An 18,744-nucleotide genomic window follows, 5' to 3' on the forward strand; every position below is an offset into this window, starting at 1 on the left:
GGGACTGTCAGATTTTTTGTGTGCGGGCCGGTAACGGCCTGCCGTTAGGCAGGCCATGCTTTTACCAGGTTGGCCTGATAAATCGATCTCCGTACAGAATCGCGAATTGATTCATCGCACTTTTCCAGTCATGGGCCGCTGAGCCCCAGTTTGCTGTGATATTGCGCAGCCCAAGCCAGATCAGTTTTGTCGCCGCATCGTCGGTCGGGAAGTGACCTCGGGTTTTGATGATCTTGCGCAGTTGAGCGTTGATGCTCTCAATGGCGTTGGTCGTGTAGATCACTTTTCGGATCGCAGGCGGGAAAACGAAAAATGGGATCACACGATCCCAAGCGCGGCGCCAAGCAGCCACTACCGTCGGATACTGCTTGCCCCATGGCCCGCTTTCAAACGCATCCAGCGCCTGCTCGGCCGCTTCGGCGGTGACTGCCTGATAGATCGGTTTGAGCGCCTTGGCCAGTTCACGACGCTTATCCCAAGCCGCGTAATCAAGACTGTTGCGGATCAGATGAACAATGCATGTTTGCAGTGTCGTTTCTGGAAATACGGCGCTGAGAGCTTCTGGCATGCCTTTAAGGCCATCGGTCACAGCAATCAACACGTCTTCGACGCCGCGTGTCTTGAGGTCGTTGAAAACCTTCATCCAGAATTTGGCGCCCTCGGTAGTTTCGATCCAAATGCCGAGAATATCGCGTGTTCCGTCAGGCAAAACACCCAGGGCCAAGTAGATCGCCTTATTGCGAACCAGCCCCTCTTCGCGGATTTTGACCCGCAGAGCATCGAAAAAAATAACCGGATACATCGGCTCCAAAGGCCGCTGTTGCCATGCACCGATCTCTGCCATGACCTCATCGGTTACAGAGCTGATGAAGTCGGGAGAAACGTCCGTACCGTACTGCTCGGAAAGAAACGCACGGATCTCTCTGACAGTCATTCCGCGGGCATACATGGCGATGATCTTGTCGTCGAATCCGGTGTAACGGCGCTCGTGCTTGGGAATCAGGATGGGAGAAAAACTGCCGTCCCGGTCGCGAGGAATATCCAGTCGGAGCGGGCCATCGCCGGTTAGAACCGTCTTGCCGCTTTTGCCATTGCGCTGGTTGGTTTCATCCTCTGGGCGCTGTGCGCCCGGCGGATAGCCCAAGTGGTGACCGAGTTCAGCATTCAGGGCTCTCTCGATCAAAGCCTTCTTGAACGCCGCAGAGGCGTCCTCAATGGCTTCAGCGGTCATCGGTCCATCGGTGAATTGCTCGAGCAGCTCTTTCGGGATTTTCGGTAGCTCTCGCAACGCGGGTTTCTTCTTGGTTGGCATACATGCACCTCTTACTCATGTTATGCCCGAACACAAAATTTCTGACACCCCCGCTCCCGCTGGGCTGCGCAGCAGCCCCAAGAAACCTGAGACCACCACACAAAACCCTGTGGCGAGGGGGCTCGCCCCCGTTCGACTGCGCAGCAGTCGCCAAACCAAACACCGCGGTATGTCTGACAAAACCGGATCGCTGGTTTTGGGGCTGCTGCGCAACCCAACGGGGGCAAGCCCCCTCGCCACAGACAAGCCCCCCATCATAAATGTCGGCCGCTGCTACTCCGAAGACCGAGCCCGCAACCGCCGCCCAATCACATCCAGCACATCACAGCCATCGCGCAACGGAATGGCGCAGAGCAAAGCAAAGTCACTGAGAATGAAGGATTCGCACTCGACTGAACCGCGCATCGACATGTTCTCAAGCACCTGAGTGACGGCACGAATTCGGTAGTTGGCAGCGTCATACAAAACATCGAGCGGCGCGTGGGTATCGACGAACAGGGTCGGCATGTCGGTGCAGTTGCCGGTGAGCGCCATGAAGCGGTTTTCGGGGTGGGGAATTGGGTTTTCGTAGGGTGGATCGGGGTGAAGACTTTTCATTTTTAAACCTCTGGTAGAAGTGGAGCTACCATCGGCCTTCCTACAGGCTTGGGTGGCAGCTATACGCGGGGTAGGAATATCGAGACCAGAGAACTCGACCACACCGAAGCGTGCCCGCGCACAGCCGCCGCTGCTGATATTACGGGCGCATGGTAACGGCCGCAAATCAGGTGTCGACGCCAAAGCGTTTCTCATGGTCTGAAAGGGTTCCTACACCCTGCCACTGAAATGTCAGTGACCGCCAAAGACTATCGATGGAACACATTTCACACCAGTTCATGGAAACCGCCGCAGGTTGAAGGAAACTTCCGACGATCTTGTCCGGAAATTTCGTGCCTCTATCAGAACGCTGCGGCAACCCCGCCTACACCGTGAACGAGAGCCCGACACCTGACATTTCAAATGATTTTCCTCACTACTTTACGAAATCATCACTACTTAAAACTCTCCCATCCAAAAAAATCGACAAAATTTACTTTTTATTCCCGTCCGCAACATGAAGTAATTAAGTAAGAGAGTCGAATTAGAAAGGAGTTTTCGTCAAATAAACCGAAGGATCTCGAAGGCTCAGAAATGAAGTTGTGAACTTTATAGCTGAATGCTCTGACATAGCTGATACCACGAAGCGGGAGCCGTCTTTCTCAATGGTTAATTTCATAGGCCCGGTTACCGGCAAACTTCTGACCACCAAATTATCAATTTCACTGCAACTGATCCCGATGCGGCAAGCATTATATTGAGCCTGTTGCCATTTTTGGGGGGGGCTATTGGGAAGCTCTCTGATATCGAATGCCAATGTCAATGTGGAAAGATTATTGTCGACAATTAAGGAAAATAGTTTTATCTCATTAATTGCAATTTGGCCACTAAACACCATACAAAAAAACGTACTGCCATCAAGGTCATTCCAGTACTTCATGTCACCTCCTGAAGGGGTAGTGTTCATTTGTATTTTCGACTTTTCCGTTTCTTGGGTCATCTGCAGGCCGAACGTTGAAATGAGGCCCTTGATCACCTTTTTTATTGTCCGCACCAAATCTATGACCGGCAGCATGGTCTTGCAATATCAATTTGAATCCGTCCTCTCGGGTGTACATGTATTGTCTGGTTTTAATTGGCATTCCGATGCTGTTTAGAATATTTTTTCCGTTTATATCAGTCATGTTGGCATAGGTGAATTGACTGGGTCTGCCAGTGACTTCATCCAGCTGTATATCTGGTTGCTGACCTCGTGGAATTCCGGCATCAGCCTTGGCCTGTCGGAAGGCGCCTCGTCGGGAGGTACCCGGTAATGCAGGCTCATCCGGGGCTGGGCAAGAGATTAAACGTTGGCTCTTGGGTGGGCAGTTGGAGCTCAACCCCAACGGATCAACCCACCCCGTCGGATTCGGCGTGTACTGATACTGGTTCAGCCCACCGGCCAACTTGATCGGATCCGGCGTCAGGTACCGACCAACCTCCGGATCATAGTACCGATGCCGGTTGTAGTGCAGACCGCTCTCGGTGTCGAAGTACTGCCCCTGGAAACGCAGTGGCTGCTCGAGCTGCTCGCCCCCTCCAAACGCCAGACGCGTGACTTTGCCGTAGGCGTTGTACTTCGCCGACCACACGATTTCGCCGCCGAAATCCGTCAGTTCCTGCGGTGTACCGAGGTGATCGAGTTGGTAGTAAAACGGGCAGGCCTTGCGCGGGCCTTTGCCGTCGAGCATCGCCAGCGGGCGGAAGCTGCCGGGTTCTTAGACGTAGCTGCGGTAGTGTTCGCGGCTGCTTTCGGCGACGAGGTTGTCGCCCTGCCAGAAGAACTCGGTGGTTTTGCCGTCGACGGTTTTGGCGATGCGGCGGCCGAAGGCGTCGTAGCGGTAGCTGGTGCAACGTCCATCCGGGGTCGTGACGCCGACCAATCGGTGCTGACAGTCGTAGCGGTATTCGGTGACGAGTTTTTGCGCGGTGCCGCGGCGCTCGCGGATGAGGTTGCCGAAGGCGTCGTAGTCGTAATGCCGGTCGCCTTGCATCAGCAGGCGATTGCCCTTAACGGTCGCCGCGCCGGGGCGATCCTGCATCAGCAGGTTGCCCGCCGGATCATGAGCAAAACTCTCCGGCGGGTCGTCGCGGGTGTGGCGCACGCGGGTCAGGCGGTTGAGCGGGTCATACTGGTAGCTACGCCGGCCATGGCGAGTGTCGGCGATGTGGTCGAGATTGCCGTTGAGGCTGTAGGCATAGTCGCGGCGGTACAGGTTTTTTTGCTGTTGGCTGACGGCGTGGGCCTTCAAACGGCCCTGATCGTCGTAGGCATATTCGCTGAGCAGCAGACCCTGTTGGCGGGTTTGTTCGCGACCGGCGAGGAAGGTGTGCGACGTAAGCCGCGCGCCATTGAGGTCGATGGCCGTCAGCGCGCCGCCCTTGGCGTGCTGGTAGTCGAGTTTGCTGCCGTCCGGCAGGCGCAGGCGGTTGAGCTGGCCGCAGGCGTCGTAGCCGTAACGCAGCGTGCCCCAACCCTGGTGCTCGGTGATCAGCCGGTCCTGCTGGTCGTATTCGAATTCCAGCGGATGGTCGTGGCCATCGTCGACACTGACCAATCGGCCCAGCGAATCGTAGCGGTATTCGACCTGGATGCCATCTGGCAGGGTCTTGACCAACAGGCGCCCGGCCGAGTCCCGCTCATAAGACGTGACCAACTGCGAGCCGTCATCGCCGAACTCGGTTTTCTCCTGCAAGTGGCCATTGAGGTCGTAGCTATAAGCGGTGCGCTGGCCGTCGAAGCCGGTTTCCTGTCGGATCAATCCGCCGGGGGTGTAGTCCAGCCGATAGTGTTCGCCGGCTTCGTTTTCGATGTCCGTGAGCAGCAGCTGGGCGTTGTCGTAGCGGTACTGGAGCTGGGTGCCGTCGGGGTTAATGCGGCGGCTGACCAGGTGCAGGTCGTCGGCGTATTCGTAGCGGGTGACGCGGCCCAGTTCATCGCGTTCGGCGGTGATCTGGCCGTAGGCGTTGTAGCTGAAGCCGCGCGTGGCGCCGGTCGGCAGGGTTGTCTGAATCAGTCGGCCGACGGCGTCCCATTGGTAACGAGTAACGGCACCATGTTCGTCCTGACCGGTAATCCTTCGGCCCAGTGCATCGTAGGAAAAGCGTCGCTGACCGCCGTCCGGCAACGTTTCCTCGACCAGTTGGCCCAAGGCATTCCAGACAAACACATGCCGACTGGTGTCCGGGTAGCGGATCGACAACAGCTGACCTTTGTCGTCGTAGTGATAGTGGGTGATATGCCCGTCCGGGTCGGTCGCTTCCGTGACGTCGCCCTGGGCATTGCGCTGATATTTCCACACCGCTTTGCCGCGATACCGCGCATGCAGGAAACCGTGGCGATACTCGTAGGCCGTTGGCTCGTCTTCCGGTGGAATCAGCGCGACCAGCCGTCCGACTTCGTCGTAGGGTATTCGGTGACGGCGCCGAGCGGGTCTTGTTCGGCAATCAACCGGCCTTGATCGTCGTAGGCCTTGAGGTGTTCGCCACCGTCCAGCTCGACCTTGCGCACCAGCCGCGCCCGATCGTCGTGGACGTACACTTCTTCGCTGCCGTCGAGGTTCTGGACGGTAACGCTGCCCTCGTCATCCCAGACATAACGCGTGTCCATCTGCGAAAACGACGCCCAGTGCCGGATGCAGCGTGCCGCCTTGCCGGACCGTTCCCACTCCCAGAAGAAACTCGCCCCACCGGCCAGTTGCCGCTGCAGAATCACATGCTGATCGTCGTAGTCGTAACGCTCGCTTTCCCCGGCGGCGTTGCTCGCTTCGATCAGTTGCGCGCATTCGTCGTAGCGGTAACTGACCAGCGTTTGCTCGGTGTGCCAGGCCTCGGCGAGGGTCTGCGCCGGGACAAACACCTGATAGTCGACGGCGATCAGGTGGGCGCGGTCATAGCGCAACAGCAAGGCACGACCGGCGCCGTTGTCGAGGCGCTGGATGCGCTGCTGGCGGTCGCGGGTGATGCGCAAGCGGTTGTCGTACGCGTCGCTGATCGCGGTCAGAAAACCGTTGTGAAAGTGGTAGAAACGGGTTTCTTCGCCAGCCTGGGCGAGGATCAGTTCTTCAGGCTCGGCACCGAGATAAATCGCCGCCCGCGACAAACTGTTGTGGATCGCCGGGCGCTCAATGGATGGCAGCGGAAAGGTGGTGCGGCGGTTTTCGTGGTCGATCCAGATGACCGTGTCGCCGTCGATTTCCAGCCGATGGGCGAGCGAATGGCTCCAGCCGAAGCCCAGCCCAAAATCGATCTCGGCGGCGCTGGTGCGATAGAGCCGGGTGAAGTCGAACGGCAGGATGCCGTCCAGCGAACCATCGGTGAGGGTCAGCAGTTCTTCGCCGGTGACCATCGACACCGGGCAACCGTTCTTGCAGGTGGACGGCACGCACGTGGCGCTGTCGTTGTTGGGGTTTTTCGCCTGATCCGGGACGTTATCGTGGTGTTCGTTTTGCTTGAGCGTGGTGTTGCGCTGGGCATCCCAGCGCAGTTGCATCCGACCTTTTTTCAGACCCGCTGCAACACCGCGTGCGGCGACTGCTTTGTACTGGTCGACGTACTTCATGAAGGTGGTGAGGATGCTGAATGTCGCCTCGACGAAGCGCATCGCTAGCCCCGCCAGCAACGCCCCGTACTTGAGCCCGCGAGCGGTGAGATAGGCTTTGGCGGCGGGGATACCGACACCCGTCCAGGCCAGTGCCAAAGCAATCAGAATATCGATCAGCACCGAGACCATGACCTGGCTGGTCACCTCTGCCGAGTTGCCGGCGATCTCGCTGGGCGGGAGCATTTCCAGCCACAGACTCGCCGTTCGTAGCAGCAAACAGAGCGCCGCTTCGTCACTGGCCAGCAGTTGGATTTTTGCCATGACCTCTGGCGCCGTCTGCGCAAGCTTGGCCAATTCATCGGCGCCGCTGCCCAACCGTTCAACGAACTTGCGCGGATCCTGAAGAATGTCCGAGAGCAGGCTGAGGCTGTCCCAAACGCCCATGACTGCCGCCCAACTGCCCGCCAGCATTCCATTGCCTACAGCAACCGCAGACGATTGCGACCACTTCGGTTTGAACGTTTTCCACTCTTCACGCAGCCAGTTGTCGAGCTCCGTGGTCAGCCCATCGTAGGAAGAGAAAAGATCTTCAACCTGCTGCGGCGTGACTTCGTGGTGAACATGAATGCGGTAGAACTTGCCTTCTTTCCCCTGGAACGTTCCCTTACCGTTTTTATCGAGGGTGACTGGCGTCGACTCCCCGCCATCCATGGCGATCACATCGACCTGAATGTTGCCCAGGGGAATGTCATAAACCGATTCGAACTTGCTCTCGATTTCCAGAATCCCGCTGTCTGGACACTGCGCAACGCTGGAGAAAAAATCGTCATCGCGACTGCTGACCGACTTGCTGGTATTTCCCAGCTTGATCTTGCGCTCCATGCCCATCAGCGACGGCAGATCCGCCACGTGGCTGACGTTATCGGCGGCCCGGTTGAACCAGTGTTTGAGCTGTTCGCGATAGAGTGTCAGGGTGTCTGGAAAACTATCGAGTTCTTGTTCGATGCGGGTGACGTGCTCCATCAACGCACCGAACGATAGGAGGCGGGGTTAAAAATCGGTTCGAACATGAGCAATTCCTCGCGCAGAAAATCAGGCGCGGGGACTTTGCGGGGGATCGAGCAGGAAAGAAGTCGGGAAAGGTGGAAATGGATGTAGGGGGATTCGCTGATTAACGGCGACTAAGTAACGTTCAGCGAAGCGGCCCTAAACCCTGCAATCGCATTACGTCTGACACATCGTGCTGGATGATTTTACGACTGCTTCGCAGCCGAACGGGGGCAAGCCCCCTCGCCACAGGGTTTCATTCCATTCAATTAGCTGAGGTTGAACACACCAGACGCATTGCCAGCCATGCTTTGACTGTGACCATCCGCCGCGCTGCCCTTACTGTTTCTCAACCGCAGGTGTATCGTATTCGCCTTTTGCAGGCCCCGTGCCTGTGGCTGATACGTGAGGTAGTTGAGTTCATGTCCTTTACCCGTCGACAAATACTCGGTGGCCTGGCCGGTCTTGTGGTGGTTGGCGTGGGGGCCGGTGGCGCGTCGCGTTACTGGCTGGGCAAGATGGCCGATGCAGACGCCGGCCATGACTACGAGCTGATCGCCGCACCACTGGACGTTGAACTGGTGGCCGGGCACAAGACCCCGGCCTGGGCGTTCGGCCCGTCGGCGCCGGGCACCGAGTTGCGCGTGCGTCAGGGCGAATGGCTGCGGGTGCGTTTCATCAACCATCTGCCGGTGGCGACCACCATTCACTGGCACGGTATCCGTCTGCCACTGGAGATGGACGGCGTGCCGTATGTCTCGCAATTGCCGGTGCTGCCGGGCGAGTACTTCGACTATAAATTTCGCGTGCCCGACGCCGGCAGCTACTGGTATCACCCGCACGTGAACAGCAGCGAAGAGCTCGGCCGTGGACTGGTCGGTCCGCTGATCATTGAAGAGCGCGAGCCCACCGGTTTCAAGTACGAAAAGACCTTGAGCCTCAAGAGCTGGCATGTCGATGAAGAGGGCGCCTTCGTAGCGTTCAGTATTCCTCGCGAAGCGGCCCGTGGCGGCACGGCGGGGGGCTTGTCGACCATCAACGGCGTCTCACAAGCGGTGATCGACTTGCCTGCCGGGCAGATCACTCGTGTACGCCTGCTCAACCTCGACAACACGCTGACGTACCGCCTCAATATCCCCGGTGTCGAAGCGCAGATCTACGCGTTGGACGGTAATCCGATTGAACCGCGCCCACTGGGCAAGGAATACTGGCTGGGTCCTGGCATGCGCATTTGCCTGGCGATCAAGGCGCCGCCCGCTGGTGAGGAACTGTCCCTGCGCAATGGCCCGGTACGCCTGGGCACCTTCCGTTCAGTGACGAACACCGATGCGCCGACCGAGTGGCCGCCGGCGCTGCCCGCCAACCCGGTGGCCGAGCCGGACCTGGCCAATGCCGAGAAACTCAACTTCAATTTTGAATGGGTGGGCTCGGTGTCGGTCAATGTCGAAAACGGCAAGCCGCCAAGCCTGTGGCAGATCAACGGCAAGGCCTGGGACATCACCGACAAGACCTGCGCCGATCGACCGATTGCCAAGCTCGAAAAGGGCAAAAGCTATATTTTTGAATTGAAGAACATGACTCAGTATCAACATCCGATCCACCTGCATGGCATGAGCTTCAAGGTCATTGCCTCGAACCGGCACAAGGTCATTCCGTACTTCACCGACACGTACCTGTTGGGCAAGAACGAGCGTGCGCAAGTGGCGCTGGTGGCGGATAACCCTGGGGTCTGGATGTTCCACTGCCATGTGATCGACCACATGGAAACCGGCCTGATGGCCGCCATCGAGGTGGCGTGATGCGTCAGATACGCCCCGCAGCGATTATCGACCGCAGCCGTGATCGTGATTTCATGCGCGAAGCCCTGGCCCTGGCCGCTCAAGGCGCGGCGCTGGGTGAAGTGCCGGTGGGCGCGGTGCTGGTGCAGGACGGTGAAATCATCGGGCGGGGTTTCAATTGCCCGATCAGCGGCAACGACCCCAGCGCCCACGCCGAGATGGTCGCGATTCGCGCTGCGGCCCAAGCCGCCAGCAACTATCGCCTGCCGGGCAGCACGCTCTACGTGACCCTGGAGCCGTGCAGCATGTGCGCCGGGCTGATCGTGCATTCGCGGATCGCGCGGGTGGTGTATGGCGCGCTGGAGCCCAAGGCCGGGATTGTGCAGAGCCAAGGGCAGTTTTTTACCCAGGGCTTTTTGAATCATCGGGTGTTATATGAGGGCGGGGTGTTGGCGGAGGAGTGTGGCGCGGTGTTGAGCGAGTTTTTCAAGGCCCGCCGAGCAAAACCTTCAGAGTAAACACCGATACCTGTGGGAGCGGGCTTGCCCGCGATATCGGTAGATCAGTCGATATCAATGTTTGATTTGCCGACGCCATCGCGGGCAAGCCCGCTCCCACAGGTTTATCTGGTGTCTGGGCGATTGAGGCTACTTGCGGGCGACGATGACGGCGCGCATCGGCGCCGGCAGCCCTTCGATGGTTTTGCTGTGATCCTGCGGATCAAGGAAATCGCTCAACGACTGATACTTCATCCACTCCGTCCCGCGTTGTTCTTCGACCGTGGTCACGCTCACATCCACGCAACGCACATCGCTGAAGCCTGCGCGGCGCAGCCACAGTTCCAGTGCCGGCACCGATGGCAGGAACCACACGTTACGCATCTGCGCATAACGGTCTTCCGGCACCAGCACCTGCTGTTGATCGCCTTCGATCACCAGCGTTTCCAGCACCAGTTCACCGCCCTTGACCAGGCAATCCTTCAGCGCCAGCAAATGCTCGATCGGTGAGCGGCGGTGGTAGAACACGCCCATGGAAAACACGGTGTCGAAGCCTTCCAGATTGGGAGGAAGATCCTCAAAGGGAAACGGCAAGTGCCAGGCATTGGGCTCGGACAGGTAACGCTGCACGGCCTGGAACTGGCAGAAGAACAGCCAGTTCGGGTCCACCCCAATCACACTGTCGGCCCCGGCGCCGAGCATGCGCCACATGTAATAACCGTTGCCGCAGCCGACATCGAGGATGCGTTTGCCTTTCAAATCCAGATGTGGCGCGACTCGCGACCATTTCCAGTCCGAGCGCCATTCGGTGTCGACATGCACGCCGAACAGGTCGAACGGGCCTTTGCGCCAGGGCGATAAACCCATCAGCGCGGTGCGCATTTGCGCGCGGGTCTCAACGTCGCAATCGGTGTCCAGTTTAAGACCGTTCAACAAATCGACTTCGCTCGGCTGAATCTTCGGCAGCGCGTCCAGCGCGCTCTGCCAGCGTTCCAGGTCGCCGTGACCTTTTTCCATTTTCTTGTCGAGTTGCGCTTGCAGGGTGTTGGCCCATTCGGCCAGCGGAGTACCGGCCAGACGGCGGGCGAGGGGGGACAGATCAATCATGGCAAGGCAATCAACGAGGCAAAGTTAAGACACTGGAACCATGGCACGACTTTCGAGAACCCGGCGGCCAGCAGGCGTTCGCGGTGTTCTTCGAGGCTGTCGGGCTTCATGACATTTTCGATGGCGCTGCGCTTCTGGGCAATTTCCAGTTCGCTGTAGCCGTTGGCGCGTTTGAAGGCCACGTGCAGGTCGGTGAGCAGCGCGTGTTCTTCGGGGTCGTTGAAGCGAAGCTTCTCCGAGAGGATCAGCGCGCCACCGGGCAACAACGATTGGCGGATGCGCGCGAGCAACGCGGTGCGCTGGTCCGGGGCAATGAATTGCAGGGTAAAGTTCAGCGCCACCACCGAGGCTGGCTGGAATTCCAGGGCAAGGATATCGCCCTCGATCACTTCCACCGGCAGCAACTCCTGGAACATCGAGTCCTGGCCGTTGAGGTACTCACGGCAACGCTCGACCATGGCTGCGGAGTTATCCACAGCGATCACGCGGCAGCCGTCGGTGCGCACGTGACGGCGCAGGGCCTGGGTTACGGCGCCTAACGACGAGCCCAGGTCGTAGAGCACGCTGTTGGGTTGGGCAAACTGCGCGGCGAGCACGCCGAGGTTTTCCACGATGGTCGGATAACCCGGCACCGAGCGCTTGATCATGTCCGGGAACACCCGCACCACGTCCTCGTTAAAGGCGAAGTCAGGCACCTGGGCCAAAGGCTGGGCGAAAAGGCGATCGGATTCTTTGCTCACGGCGGTTCCAGCGGCGTAGGTGGAAAAGGCTGGCATTTTAGCCAAATTGACGGGGGGATGCTTGGGTTGTCTGATAAAGCGTGGGGAATTTGCGAAGGGAGAAAAATGGGGCCTTGGTTGCAGAGGGCATTTGGAAAAGACAAATGAATGACCAGGCCGAAAAGCGGGACTTGGTCATTCATTGTCTAGAGCGAGATCATAAAGTACGCATGAAAACGTTGAATTCGGTTTTGCCAACGATATGCAGCTGCTCTTCGATCCTGCTGTCTTTGCCTTTGAAGTCAAAGGTGATGAGGTAGCGCAATGCAGTGGAATTGTTCTCGACTACTTCGACTGTAACAGTGCCGCTTTCGGGTTGGTAAGTGTAAAAAGTCGCAAGGTCATCGCTAGCTCCAGATTCATAATAATATAATGTGTCAAATGGAAAGTTTGAGTCTGTGGGTGAATAGGTGCCGGACTGAATATCCTTGGAATAAATAAAAAACATCCCTTTTTTGGAGTTGTTAAAGCCGTTTTCATAAGATCGACCGATAAAAGCAATCAAATTGCTGTCAATGTCTTTGTCGAACTGGATATTTTGAGTATGAAACTTTACGCGGCCTGAAACCGTGGCTTCAATATCGCAGTTGACGCTGATAAAGGGATCTAGAGAAAGTGTCGAGTTTTTGCTTTTAAAAAGACTCATGATTTTCTTCCTTGGTTTACGTTCGGGGGTTGGATAACGCCACTGAATAGTAAGTAGGCTGGAAAATCTGAGCTACTGTCGAATCTGATAGGTTTTTATAATGTTTCGGGATCACTCGTCGATAATATGGTTATAAAGCTGACTTGGTTGCTATTTGTCTTTATTGAAAGCCGACGCTGTTATACCCCACTGCCCCAGCCAATAGCTGAGAATGATCACGTATGGCGCGGCGGCAAATGGTGATACGAAACGGTTAATGCCAATCACGCTGTCAGAAAACACAAACGCCACCGCGCCCGCTGCCGCCAGCAGCGCTGAGCGTTTGGGCACGTCGGTGCCGAGTCGGGCCAGGGCGCGCCAGAGCATGGCGCTGATGGCCAGCCCGTAGACGATCACCGGGATCAGCAGCGGTCCCAAGCCATTGGAAATCAGAATCCCCAGCAGTACCGCGCCGACGCTCAACGCGAGGATCAACGGCAACAGCGCCAGACGCCGGCAATCGCTCAAATAGGCCTTCAGATACGCCAGATGCGCGACCAAAAATGCCCCAAGGCCAAACACGAACAAATCCCCCGGCCATGCCAGCAGCACGTCGCCGATCAGGGAGAAAATCAAACCCAGGCTGATCCAGCGCCGATAGTCACTGGGCGGCGCGTCGTGCAACCAGCCGAGCAGGGCCAGCACCGGCAACGGTTTGACCAGCAGGCACAGCAACGCGGCATGCACGCTCAGGCCATACAGAAAGGTCACCGCGCCCATCAACGCCAGAATCAGCCAGCCCACGATCAGTTAACCGCGATGGCGCAGTCGAAGGTTTTCACCGCCGGTACTTCGGGTGCCCACGGCTGTGAATACGTCAGCCGCAACCGACCAGTGCCGGTGGCAAAGGCCTGGAAGCGCCAAGTAGAGAGGCCGGCGCTGCCGACAATCCCGGCGTCTTCCGGGTTGCTATAGACCTCAGGGCTGAGCGAACGCAATACGCCACCGGCCGAATCCTGGATCGCCCAACGGTAACCCGTGGTCGGGTTGCTGGGCAGGGTCAGGATCAGGTTTTGCCCGTTGTTCAGTTGCACCGGGCATTCGCTTTGTTTTTCCACGGTCACGTTGTGTTTCGATTGCGTGGCGCAAGCGCTCAGCAGGGCGAGGGCGAGCGGGATAAACAGGCGGGTAGGGGACATTAGTCAGCGGCTCCGGCATTCACGACGAACGGCGAGCATAACTGAAGATGAGACAAAGTGTGACAGCCAGACCGGGATGGCCGTGAGGGAGGGTGTCGTCAGTGCCGACGTCATCGCGGGCAAGCCCGCTCCCACAGGGATTGCGATAAACCTGTGGGAGCGGGCTTGCCCGCGATGGCGGCGGTGCAGGCGCTACATAACGATCAGAACAATATCTTCGCCACATCCGCAAAGCGCTTGGCAAAATGCACGCTAATCCCTTCCTTCAGATAATCCGGCAGTTCTTCAAAGCTTCCACGATTAGGCTCGGGCAGGATCAACTCGAAAATCTTCTGCCGCCGCGCTGCAATCACCTTCTCGCGTACCCCGCCAATCGGCAGGACATGCCCGGTCAGGGTCAGTTCGCCGGTCATGGCCACGCCTTTTTTCGGTGGCTGGTTGCGGGCCAGGGACAGCAGGGCGCTGGCCATGGTCACGCCGGCGCTCGGGCCGTCTTTCGGCGTGGCGCCTTCCGGTACGTGGAGGTGAACGAAGGCTTCGTCGAAGAACGTCGGATCACCGCCAAATTGCTTCAGATGGGAGCTGACGTAGCTGTATGCAATTTCTGCCGACTCTTTCATCACTTCCCCCAGTTGCCCGGTGAGTTTGAAGCCACGGTTGAGGGTGTGAATGCGCGTGGCTTCGATCGGCAGGGTCGCGCCGCCCATGCTGGTCCAGGCCAGCCCGGTGATCACGCCGATGCCGGACAGCACTTGTTCGTTGCGGAACACCGGCCGGCCGAGTGAGGCTTCCAGGTCTTTCGGCCCGAGCTTGATCACCGCTTTCGGTTCGTCGATCAGCTTCATCACGGCTTTGCGCACCAGTTTGCCGAGGTTTTTTTCCAGCTGGCGCACCCCGGCTTCACGGGCGTAGCCATCAATCAAGGCTTTCAACGCGTTGTCGCTGATGCTCAGGCTACCCTTGGACACGCCCGCTTTCTCAAGCTGTTTCGGCCACAGGTGACGTTTGGCGATCGCGACTTTTTCTTCGGTGATGTAACCCGACAGGCGAATCACTTCCATCCGGTCCAGCAACGGGCCGGGAATCGAATCCAGGGTGTTGGCGGTGCAGACGAACAGCACTTTCGACAGGTCCAGGCGCAAATCCAGGTAGTGGTCGAGGAATTCGACGTTCTGTTCCGGATCGAGGGTTTCCAGCAGCGCCGAGGCCGGATCGCCCTGGTAGCTCTGGCCCATTTTGTCGATCTCGTCGAGCATGATCACCGGGTTCATCACTTCGACGTCTTTCAACGCGTGGACCAGTTTGCCCGGTTGCGCACCGATGTAAGTGCGACGGTGGCCCTTGATCTCGGCTTCGTCGCGCATGCCGCCGACGCTGAAGCGATAGAACGGCCGGCCCAGGGTTTCGGCGATGGACTTGCCGACGCTGGTCTTGCCCACGCCCGGCGGGCCCACCAGCAACACGATGGAGCCGCTGATCTCGCCTTTATAGGCGCCGACCGCGAGAAATTCGAGGATGCGGTCCTTGATGTCATCAAGGCCGGCGTGGTGTTTGTCCAACACCTTGCGCGCGTGTTTGAGGTCGAGTTTGTCCTCGCCGTACACGCCCCACGGCACTGAGGTCGCCCAGTCGAGGTAGTTGCGGGTCACCGCGTATTCCGGTGAACCGGTCTCGAGGACCGACAGCTTGTTCATTTCCTCTTCGATGCGTTTCTGCGCCTGAGGCGGCAACACCTTGCCCGTCAGACGTTGCTCGAACTGCTCGATGTCGGCGCTGCGATCATCCTTGGTCAGCCCCAGCTCTTGCTGGATGACCTTGAGTTGTTCCTTGAGAAAGAACTCGCGCTGGTGCTCGCCGATCTTGCGGTTCACTTCGGCGGAGATTTCTTTCTGCAGGCGCGCGACTTCGACTTCCTTGCGCAGCATCGGCAGGACTTTTTCCATGCGCTTGAGCATCGGCACACAGTCGAGCACTTCTTGCAGTTCGCTGCCAGTGGCCGAGGTCAGGGCGGCGGCGAAGTCGGTCAGCGGTGATGGATCGTTGGGGCTGAAGCGGTTGAGGTAGTTTTTCAACTCTTCGCTGTACAGGGGGTTGAGCGGCAGCAGTTCCTTGATCGCGTTGATCAGCGCCATGCCGTAGGCCTTGACCTCATCGGTCGGCTCAGTGGGCTGGTGCGGGTATTCGACTTCCACCAGGTACGGTGGACGATGGTGTTTGAGCCAGGCCTTGATGCGTACGCGGCTCAGACCCTGGGCGACGAATTGCAGTTTGCCGTTTTCGCGACTGGCGTGGTGGACTTTGACCAGGGTGCCGTATTCCGGCAGGGCTTTGGTGTCGAAGTGGCGCGGGTCTTCCTGGGGAGTGTCCATGAAGAACAGGGCCAGGGAGTGGTGGTCGGATTGGCTGACCAGTTCGAGGGTTTCGGCCCACGGTTCTTCGTTGACGATCACCGGCAATACTTGCGCCGGGAAGAAAGGCCGGTTGTGGATCGGGATGATGTAGACCTTGTCCGGCAGGTTCTGGCCAGGCAGGGCGAGGCCTTTGCCGGTGGAGTGGTGTTCGACGTTGTCTGTTTCGGCGTATTCGCTCGTGTCTTCGGGGAATTCTTGCTGGTCGGTCATGGGGCACCTGCGCAATGGGGTATGGGTCTTAGATGGGGCAGGTGGGGGGTGGTTTCAATGGGCCTGGATATTTCAGCGTGTGTGTTCAGCGGCCACAGGGGATGGGTGACCTGAAACAATCGAGCACAAAAAAGGCGACCCCCTCTCAGGAGTCGCCTTTGCTTTAACTGCCGCTACCGCTTATTCCGACAGTTTGTACGCAATCACATAGTCACCCTGTTTGGTGCCCAGCGATCCGTGACCGCCCGCAACAACGAGCACGTATTGCTTGCCGTCTTTGCCGGTGTAGGTCATCGGTGTGGTTTGCGCGCCTGCTGGCAGGCGGCCTTCCCACAGTTGCTTGCCGTTTTTCACGTCGTAGGCGCGCAGGTACTGGTCGAGGGTGCCGCTCAGGAAGGCCACGCCACTGGCAGTGGTGAAGGCCCCGCCCAGGCTCGGTACGCCCATGCTCAGAGGGATCGGAACCGGCGCGCTGTCGCGCACGGTGCCGTTCTTGTGCATCCAGATGGTTTTGTTGGTGGTCAAATCGACCGCCGCCACGTAGCCCCAGGCTGGTGCCTGGCACGGCAGGCCCATTGGCGACAGCAGGGCTTCGAGGATTACGCCGTAAGGCGCGCCTTTGTTGGGCTGCACGCCTTCGGTTTCGCTGACGCGAGGGCCTTGTTTGGCGATTTCGGCGGCCGGGATCAGTTTCGATTTGAACGCCATGTAGCTCGGGTTCACGAAAGCAATCTGACGCACCGGGTCAACCGAGATGCCGCCCCAGTCGAACACGCCGAAGTTACCGGGATAAACGATCGAGCCTTGCAGCGATGGCGGCGTGAACATGCCGTCGTAGCGCAGGGATTTGAAGTCGATCCGGCACAGCATCTGATCGAACGGGGTCACGCCCCACATGTCGCGTTCCTTGAGGGTCGGCGGCACGAAGTTCAGGTCGGACATCGGTTGGGTCGGCGAAGTGTAGTCGCCTTCCACTGCGCCTTGCGGCACCGGAATTTCCTTGATCGGCACGATCGGCTGACCATTGCTGCGGTCCAGCACGTAGATGCTGCCTTGCTTGGTGGACGCGAGCACCGCCGGTTTCACACCGTCTGCGGTTTTCAGGTCCATCAGGGTTGGCTGGCCACCGACGTCCATATCCCACAGGTCATGGTGGGTGAACTGGAAGTGCCAGCGCACCTTGCCGGTGGCGATGTCCAGCGCGGTCAGGCCGGCGGCGTGCAGTTCCGATTCTGGGGTGCGTGCGCCACCGAATTGATCCGGGGTCTGGTTGCCCATCGGCAGGTAGATCATGCCGAGTTTTTCGTCGACGCTGAAGATCGACCACATGTTCGGCGAGTTGCGGGTGTAGACCTTGCCTTCGGCAATCGGCGTGGTGTCGTCCGGGTTGCCGCTGTCCCAGTTCCATACCAGTTTGCCGGTGTGCACGTCGAACGCGCGGATCACGCCGCTTGGCTCGTCGATGGAAACGTTGTCGGTCACGTGGCCGCCAATCACCACCAGGTCTTTGGTGACCGCCGGTGGAGAGGTGGAGTAATAACCGCCGGCGGTGAATTCACCGATGTTGGTCGTCAGGTCAACCTGGCCACCGTTGCCGAAGTCTTCGCACATTTTGCCGGTGTCGGCGTTCAGGGCGATCAGGCGGGTGTCGGCGGTCGGCAGGAAGATCCGGCGCGGGCAGACGCTGGCGACTGGCGCGTTGGCAGTGCCGGTAGGGCTCTGCTCGGACGCGTAGGCGGCGTCATCGTGATAGGTCACGCCACGGCAGGTCATGTGCGCCCAACCCTTGAAGTTCGCCGCGTTCTGCGTGGAGAGCTTCGGATCGAAACGCCAGAGTTCCTTGCCGGTGTCCGGGTCCAGCGCGATCACCTGGCTGTGCGGCGTGCAGACATAGAGCATGCCGTTGGCTTTGAGCGGGGTGTTTTCGGCGGTGGTTTCGCCCGGGTCGTTCGGGCCAGGCAGGTCGCCGGTGCGGTAGGTCCAGGCGGGAACCAGTTTGTTGACGTTCTGCGGCGTGATCTGCGCCAGTGGCGAGTAGCGATCGCCATGGGCGCTGCGGCCGTAGGAGTTCCAGTCGCCATCGGGCATGGCCGGGGCGGTGTTGGTCATGCCAGGCACGGCGTCACGATCCAGTTCGCCTTTGATTTCACCGGGGTTGGTGAACAGGCTGGCCAGCGCAGCGATACCGGCGATGACCACGGCAGCGCTCAGCACGCCGGTGCCGACCGGGTTGAACTCGCCGGTACGCAACGGGCGACGGAACCATGGCAGCAGCATGACGATACCGAGGGCAAAGAGCAGCGCCAGACGTGGCACCAGTTGCCACCAGTCCAGGCCGACTTCCCACAGTGCCCAGACCGTACTGGCGAACAGCACTATCGCGTACAGGCTCAGCGCTGCATAACGGTCGGCAAGCAGCAGCCCACCGGTCAGCATCAGGCCGATACCGGCCAGCAGGTAATACAGCGAGCCGCCGAGCATGCTCAGCTTGATCCCCCCGGCCAGCAAGGCCAGGCCCATTAGTAGAAGCACGATACCGAGCAGGCTCGGCAGCAGACGGCTTCGACTGAAAGCACCATCAGCGCTCATAGTGTGGTTCTCCGTGACGTTTTAAGTAAGCC

Annotated in this window: 12 protein-coding genes and 1 pseudogene; 2 read left to right on the forward strand and 11 right to left on the reverse strand. The window is 58.8% G+C overall.

From position 1 onward, the window contains the following. Positions 1–61: 61 nt before the first annotated feature. The 4 genes and pseudogenes from AB7M26_RS11150 to AB7M26_RS11165 all read right to left on the reverse strand — a co-directional run bounded on the left by AB7M26_RS11150 (position 62) and on the right by AB7M26_RS11165 (position 7,493). Entirely contained in the window at positions 62–1,312 is a 1,251-nt protein-coding gene (locus AB7M26_RS11150) for an IS256 family transposase (protein ID WP_123501454.1), read from the reverse strand. 273 nt (positions 1,313–1,585) lie between these two features. Beyond that, positions 1,586–1,909, reverse strand: coding sequence for a hypothetical protein (locus AB7M26_RS11155; RefSeq protein WP_429384249.1), 324 nt, complete (start codon positions 1,907–1,909; stop codon positions 1,586–1,588). Positions 1,910–2,432: 523 nt separating this feature from the next. Beyond that, on the reverse strand, positions 2,433–2,828 hold the full coding sequence (locus tag AB7M26_RS11160) for an Imm50 family immunity protein (RefSeq protein WP_429375041.1): 396 nt from the start codon (positions 2,826–2,828) through the stop codon (positions 2,433–2,435). A gap of 1 nt (position 2,829) precedes the next feature. Next, positions 2,830–7,493, reverse strand: a pseudogene (locus AB7M26_RS11165) (RHS repeat-associated core domain-containing protein). Positions 7,494–7,939: 446 nt separating this feature from the next. Here AB7M26_RS11165 and AB7M26_RS11170 point away from each other — a divergent pair. Both AB7M26_RS11170 and tadA read left to right on the forward strand, forming a co-directional pair. Beyond that, entirely contained in the window at positions 7,940–9,316 is a 1,377-nt protein-coding gene (locus tag AB7M26_RS11170) for a multicopper oxidase family protein (RefSeq protein ID WP_123500584.1), read from the forward strand. Continuing rightward, positions 9,316–9,813 carry a tRNA adenosine(34) deaminase TadA gene (gene tadA, locus AB7M26_RS11175; protein ID WP_095631346.1) on the forward strand — a complete coding sequence of 166 codons (498 nt, stop codon included), beginning with the start codon at positions 9,316–9,318 and terminating at the stop codon, positions 9,811–9,813. Before AB7M26_RS11170 ends, tadA begins: the two co-directional genes overlap by 1 nt. Positions 9,814–9,942: 129 nt before the next feature. On the opposite strand, the gene cmoB is transcribed toward tadA, so the two are convergent. The 7 genes from cmoB to AB7M26_RS11210 form a co-directional block, all read right to left on the reverse strand. Then, entirely contained in the window at positions 9,943–10,899 is a 957-nt protein-coding gene (gene cmoB, locus AB7M26_RS11180; RefSeq protein WP_123500586.1) for a tRNA 5-methoxyuridine(34)/uridine 5-oxyacetic acid(34) synthase CmoB, read from the reverse strand. Next, positions 10,896–11,675, reverse strand: coding sequence for a carboxy-S-adenosyl-L-methionine synthase CmoA (gene cmoA / locus AB7M26_RS11185; RefSeq protein ID WP_019647788.1), 780 nt, complete (start codon positions 11,673–11,675; stop codon positions 10,896–10,898). Before cmoA ends, cmoB begins: the two co-directional genes overlap by 4 nt. Before the next feature lie 160 nt (positions 11,676–11,835). Further along, positions 11,836–12,324 carry a hypothetical protein gene (locus tag AB7M26_RS11190; RefSeq protein ID WP_123500588.1) on the reverse strand — a complete coding sequence of 163 codons (489 nt, stop codon included), beginning with the start codon at positions 12,322–12,324 and terminating at the stop codon, positions 11,836–11,838. A gap of 150 nt (positions 12,325–12,474) precedes the next feature. Further along, positions 12,475–13,107 (reverse strand): lysoplasmalogenase, encoded by a 633-nt coding sequence (locus tag AB7M26_RS11195; protein ID WP_123500590.1) that lies wholly within the window; start codon positions 13,105–13,107, stop codon positions 12,475–12,477. A 2-nt stretch (positions 13,108–13,109) separates the two neighbouring features. Next, the gene (locus tag AB7M26_RS11200) at positions 13,110–13,502 is read right to left on the reverse strand and encodes a protease inhibitor I42 family protein (RefSeq protein WP_123500592.1); all 393 of its coding nucleotides are present in this window, start codon (positions 13,500–13,502) and stop codon (positions 13,110–13,112) included. 203 nt (positions 13,503–13,705) lie between these two features. Continuing rightward, entirely contained in the window at positions 13,706–16,123 is a 2,418-nt protein-coding gene (lon, locus tag AB7M26_RS11205) for an endopeptidase La (RefSeq protein WP_123500594.1), read from the reverse strand. A 180-nt stretch (positions 16,124–16,303) separates the two neighbouring features. Beyond that, a complete protein-coding gene (locus AB7M26_RS11210) occupies positions 16,304–18,712 on the reverse strand; it encodes a glucose/quinate/shikimate family membrane-bound PQQ-dependent dehydrogenase (protein WP_429384260.1) in 2,409 nt (802 codons plus the stop codon). Between the last annotated feature and the right edge of the window lie 32 nt (positions 18,713–18,744).

The organism is Pseudomonas sp. F-14 TE3482, assembly GCF_053629455.1.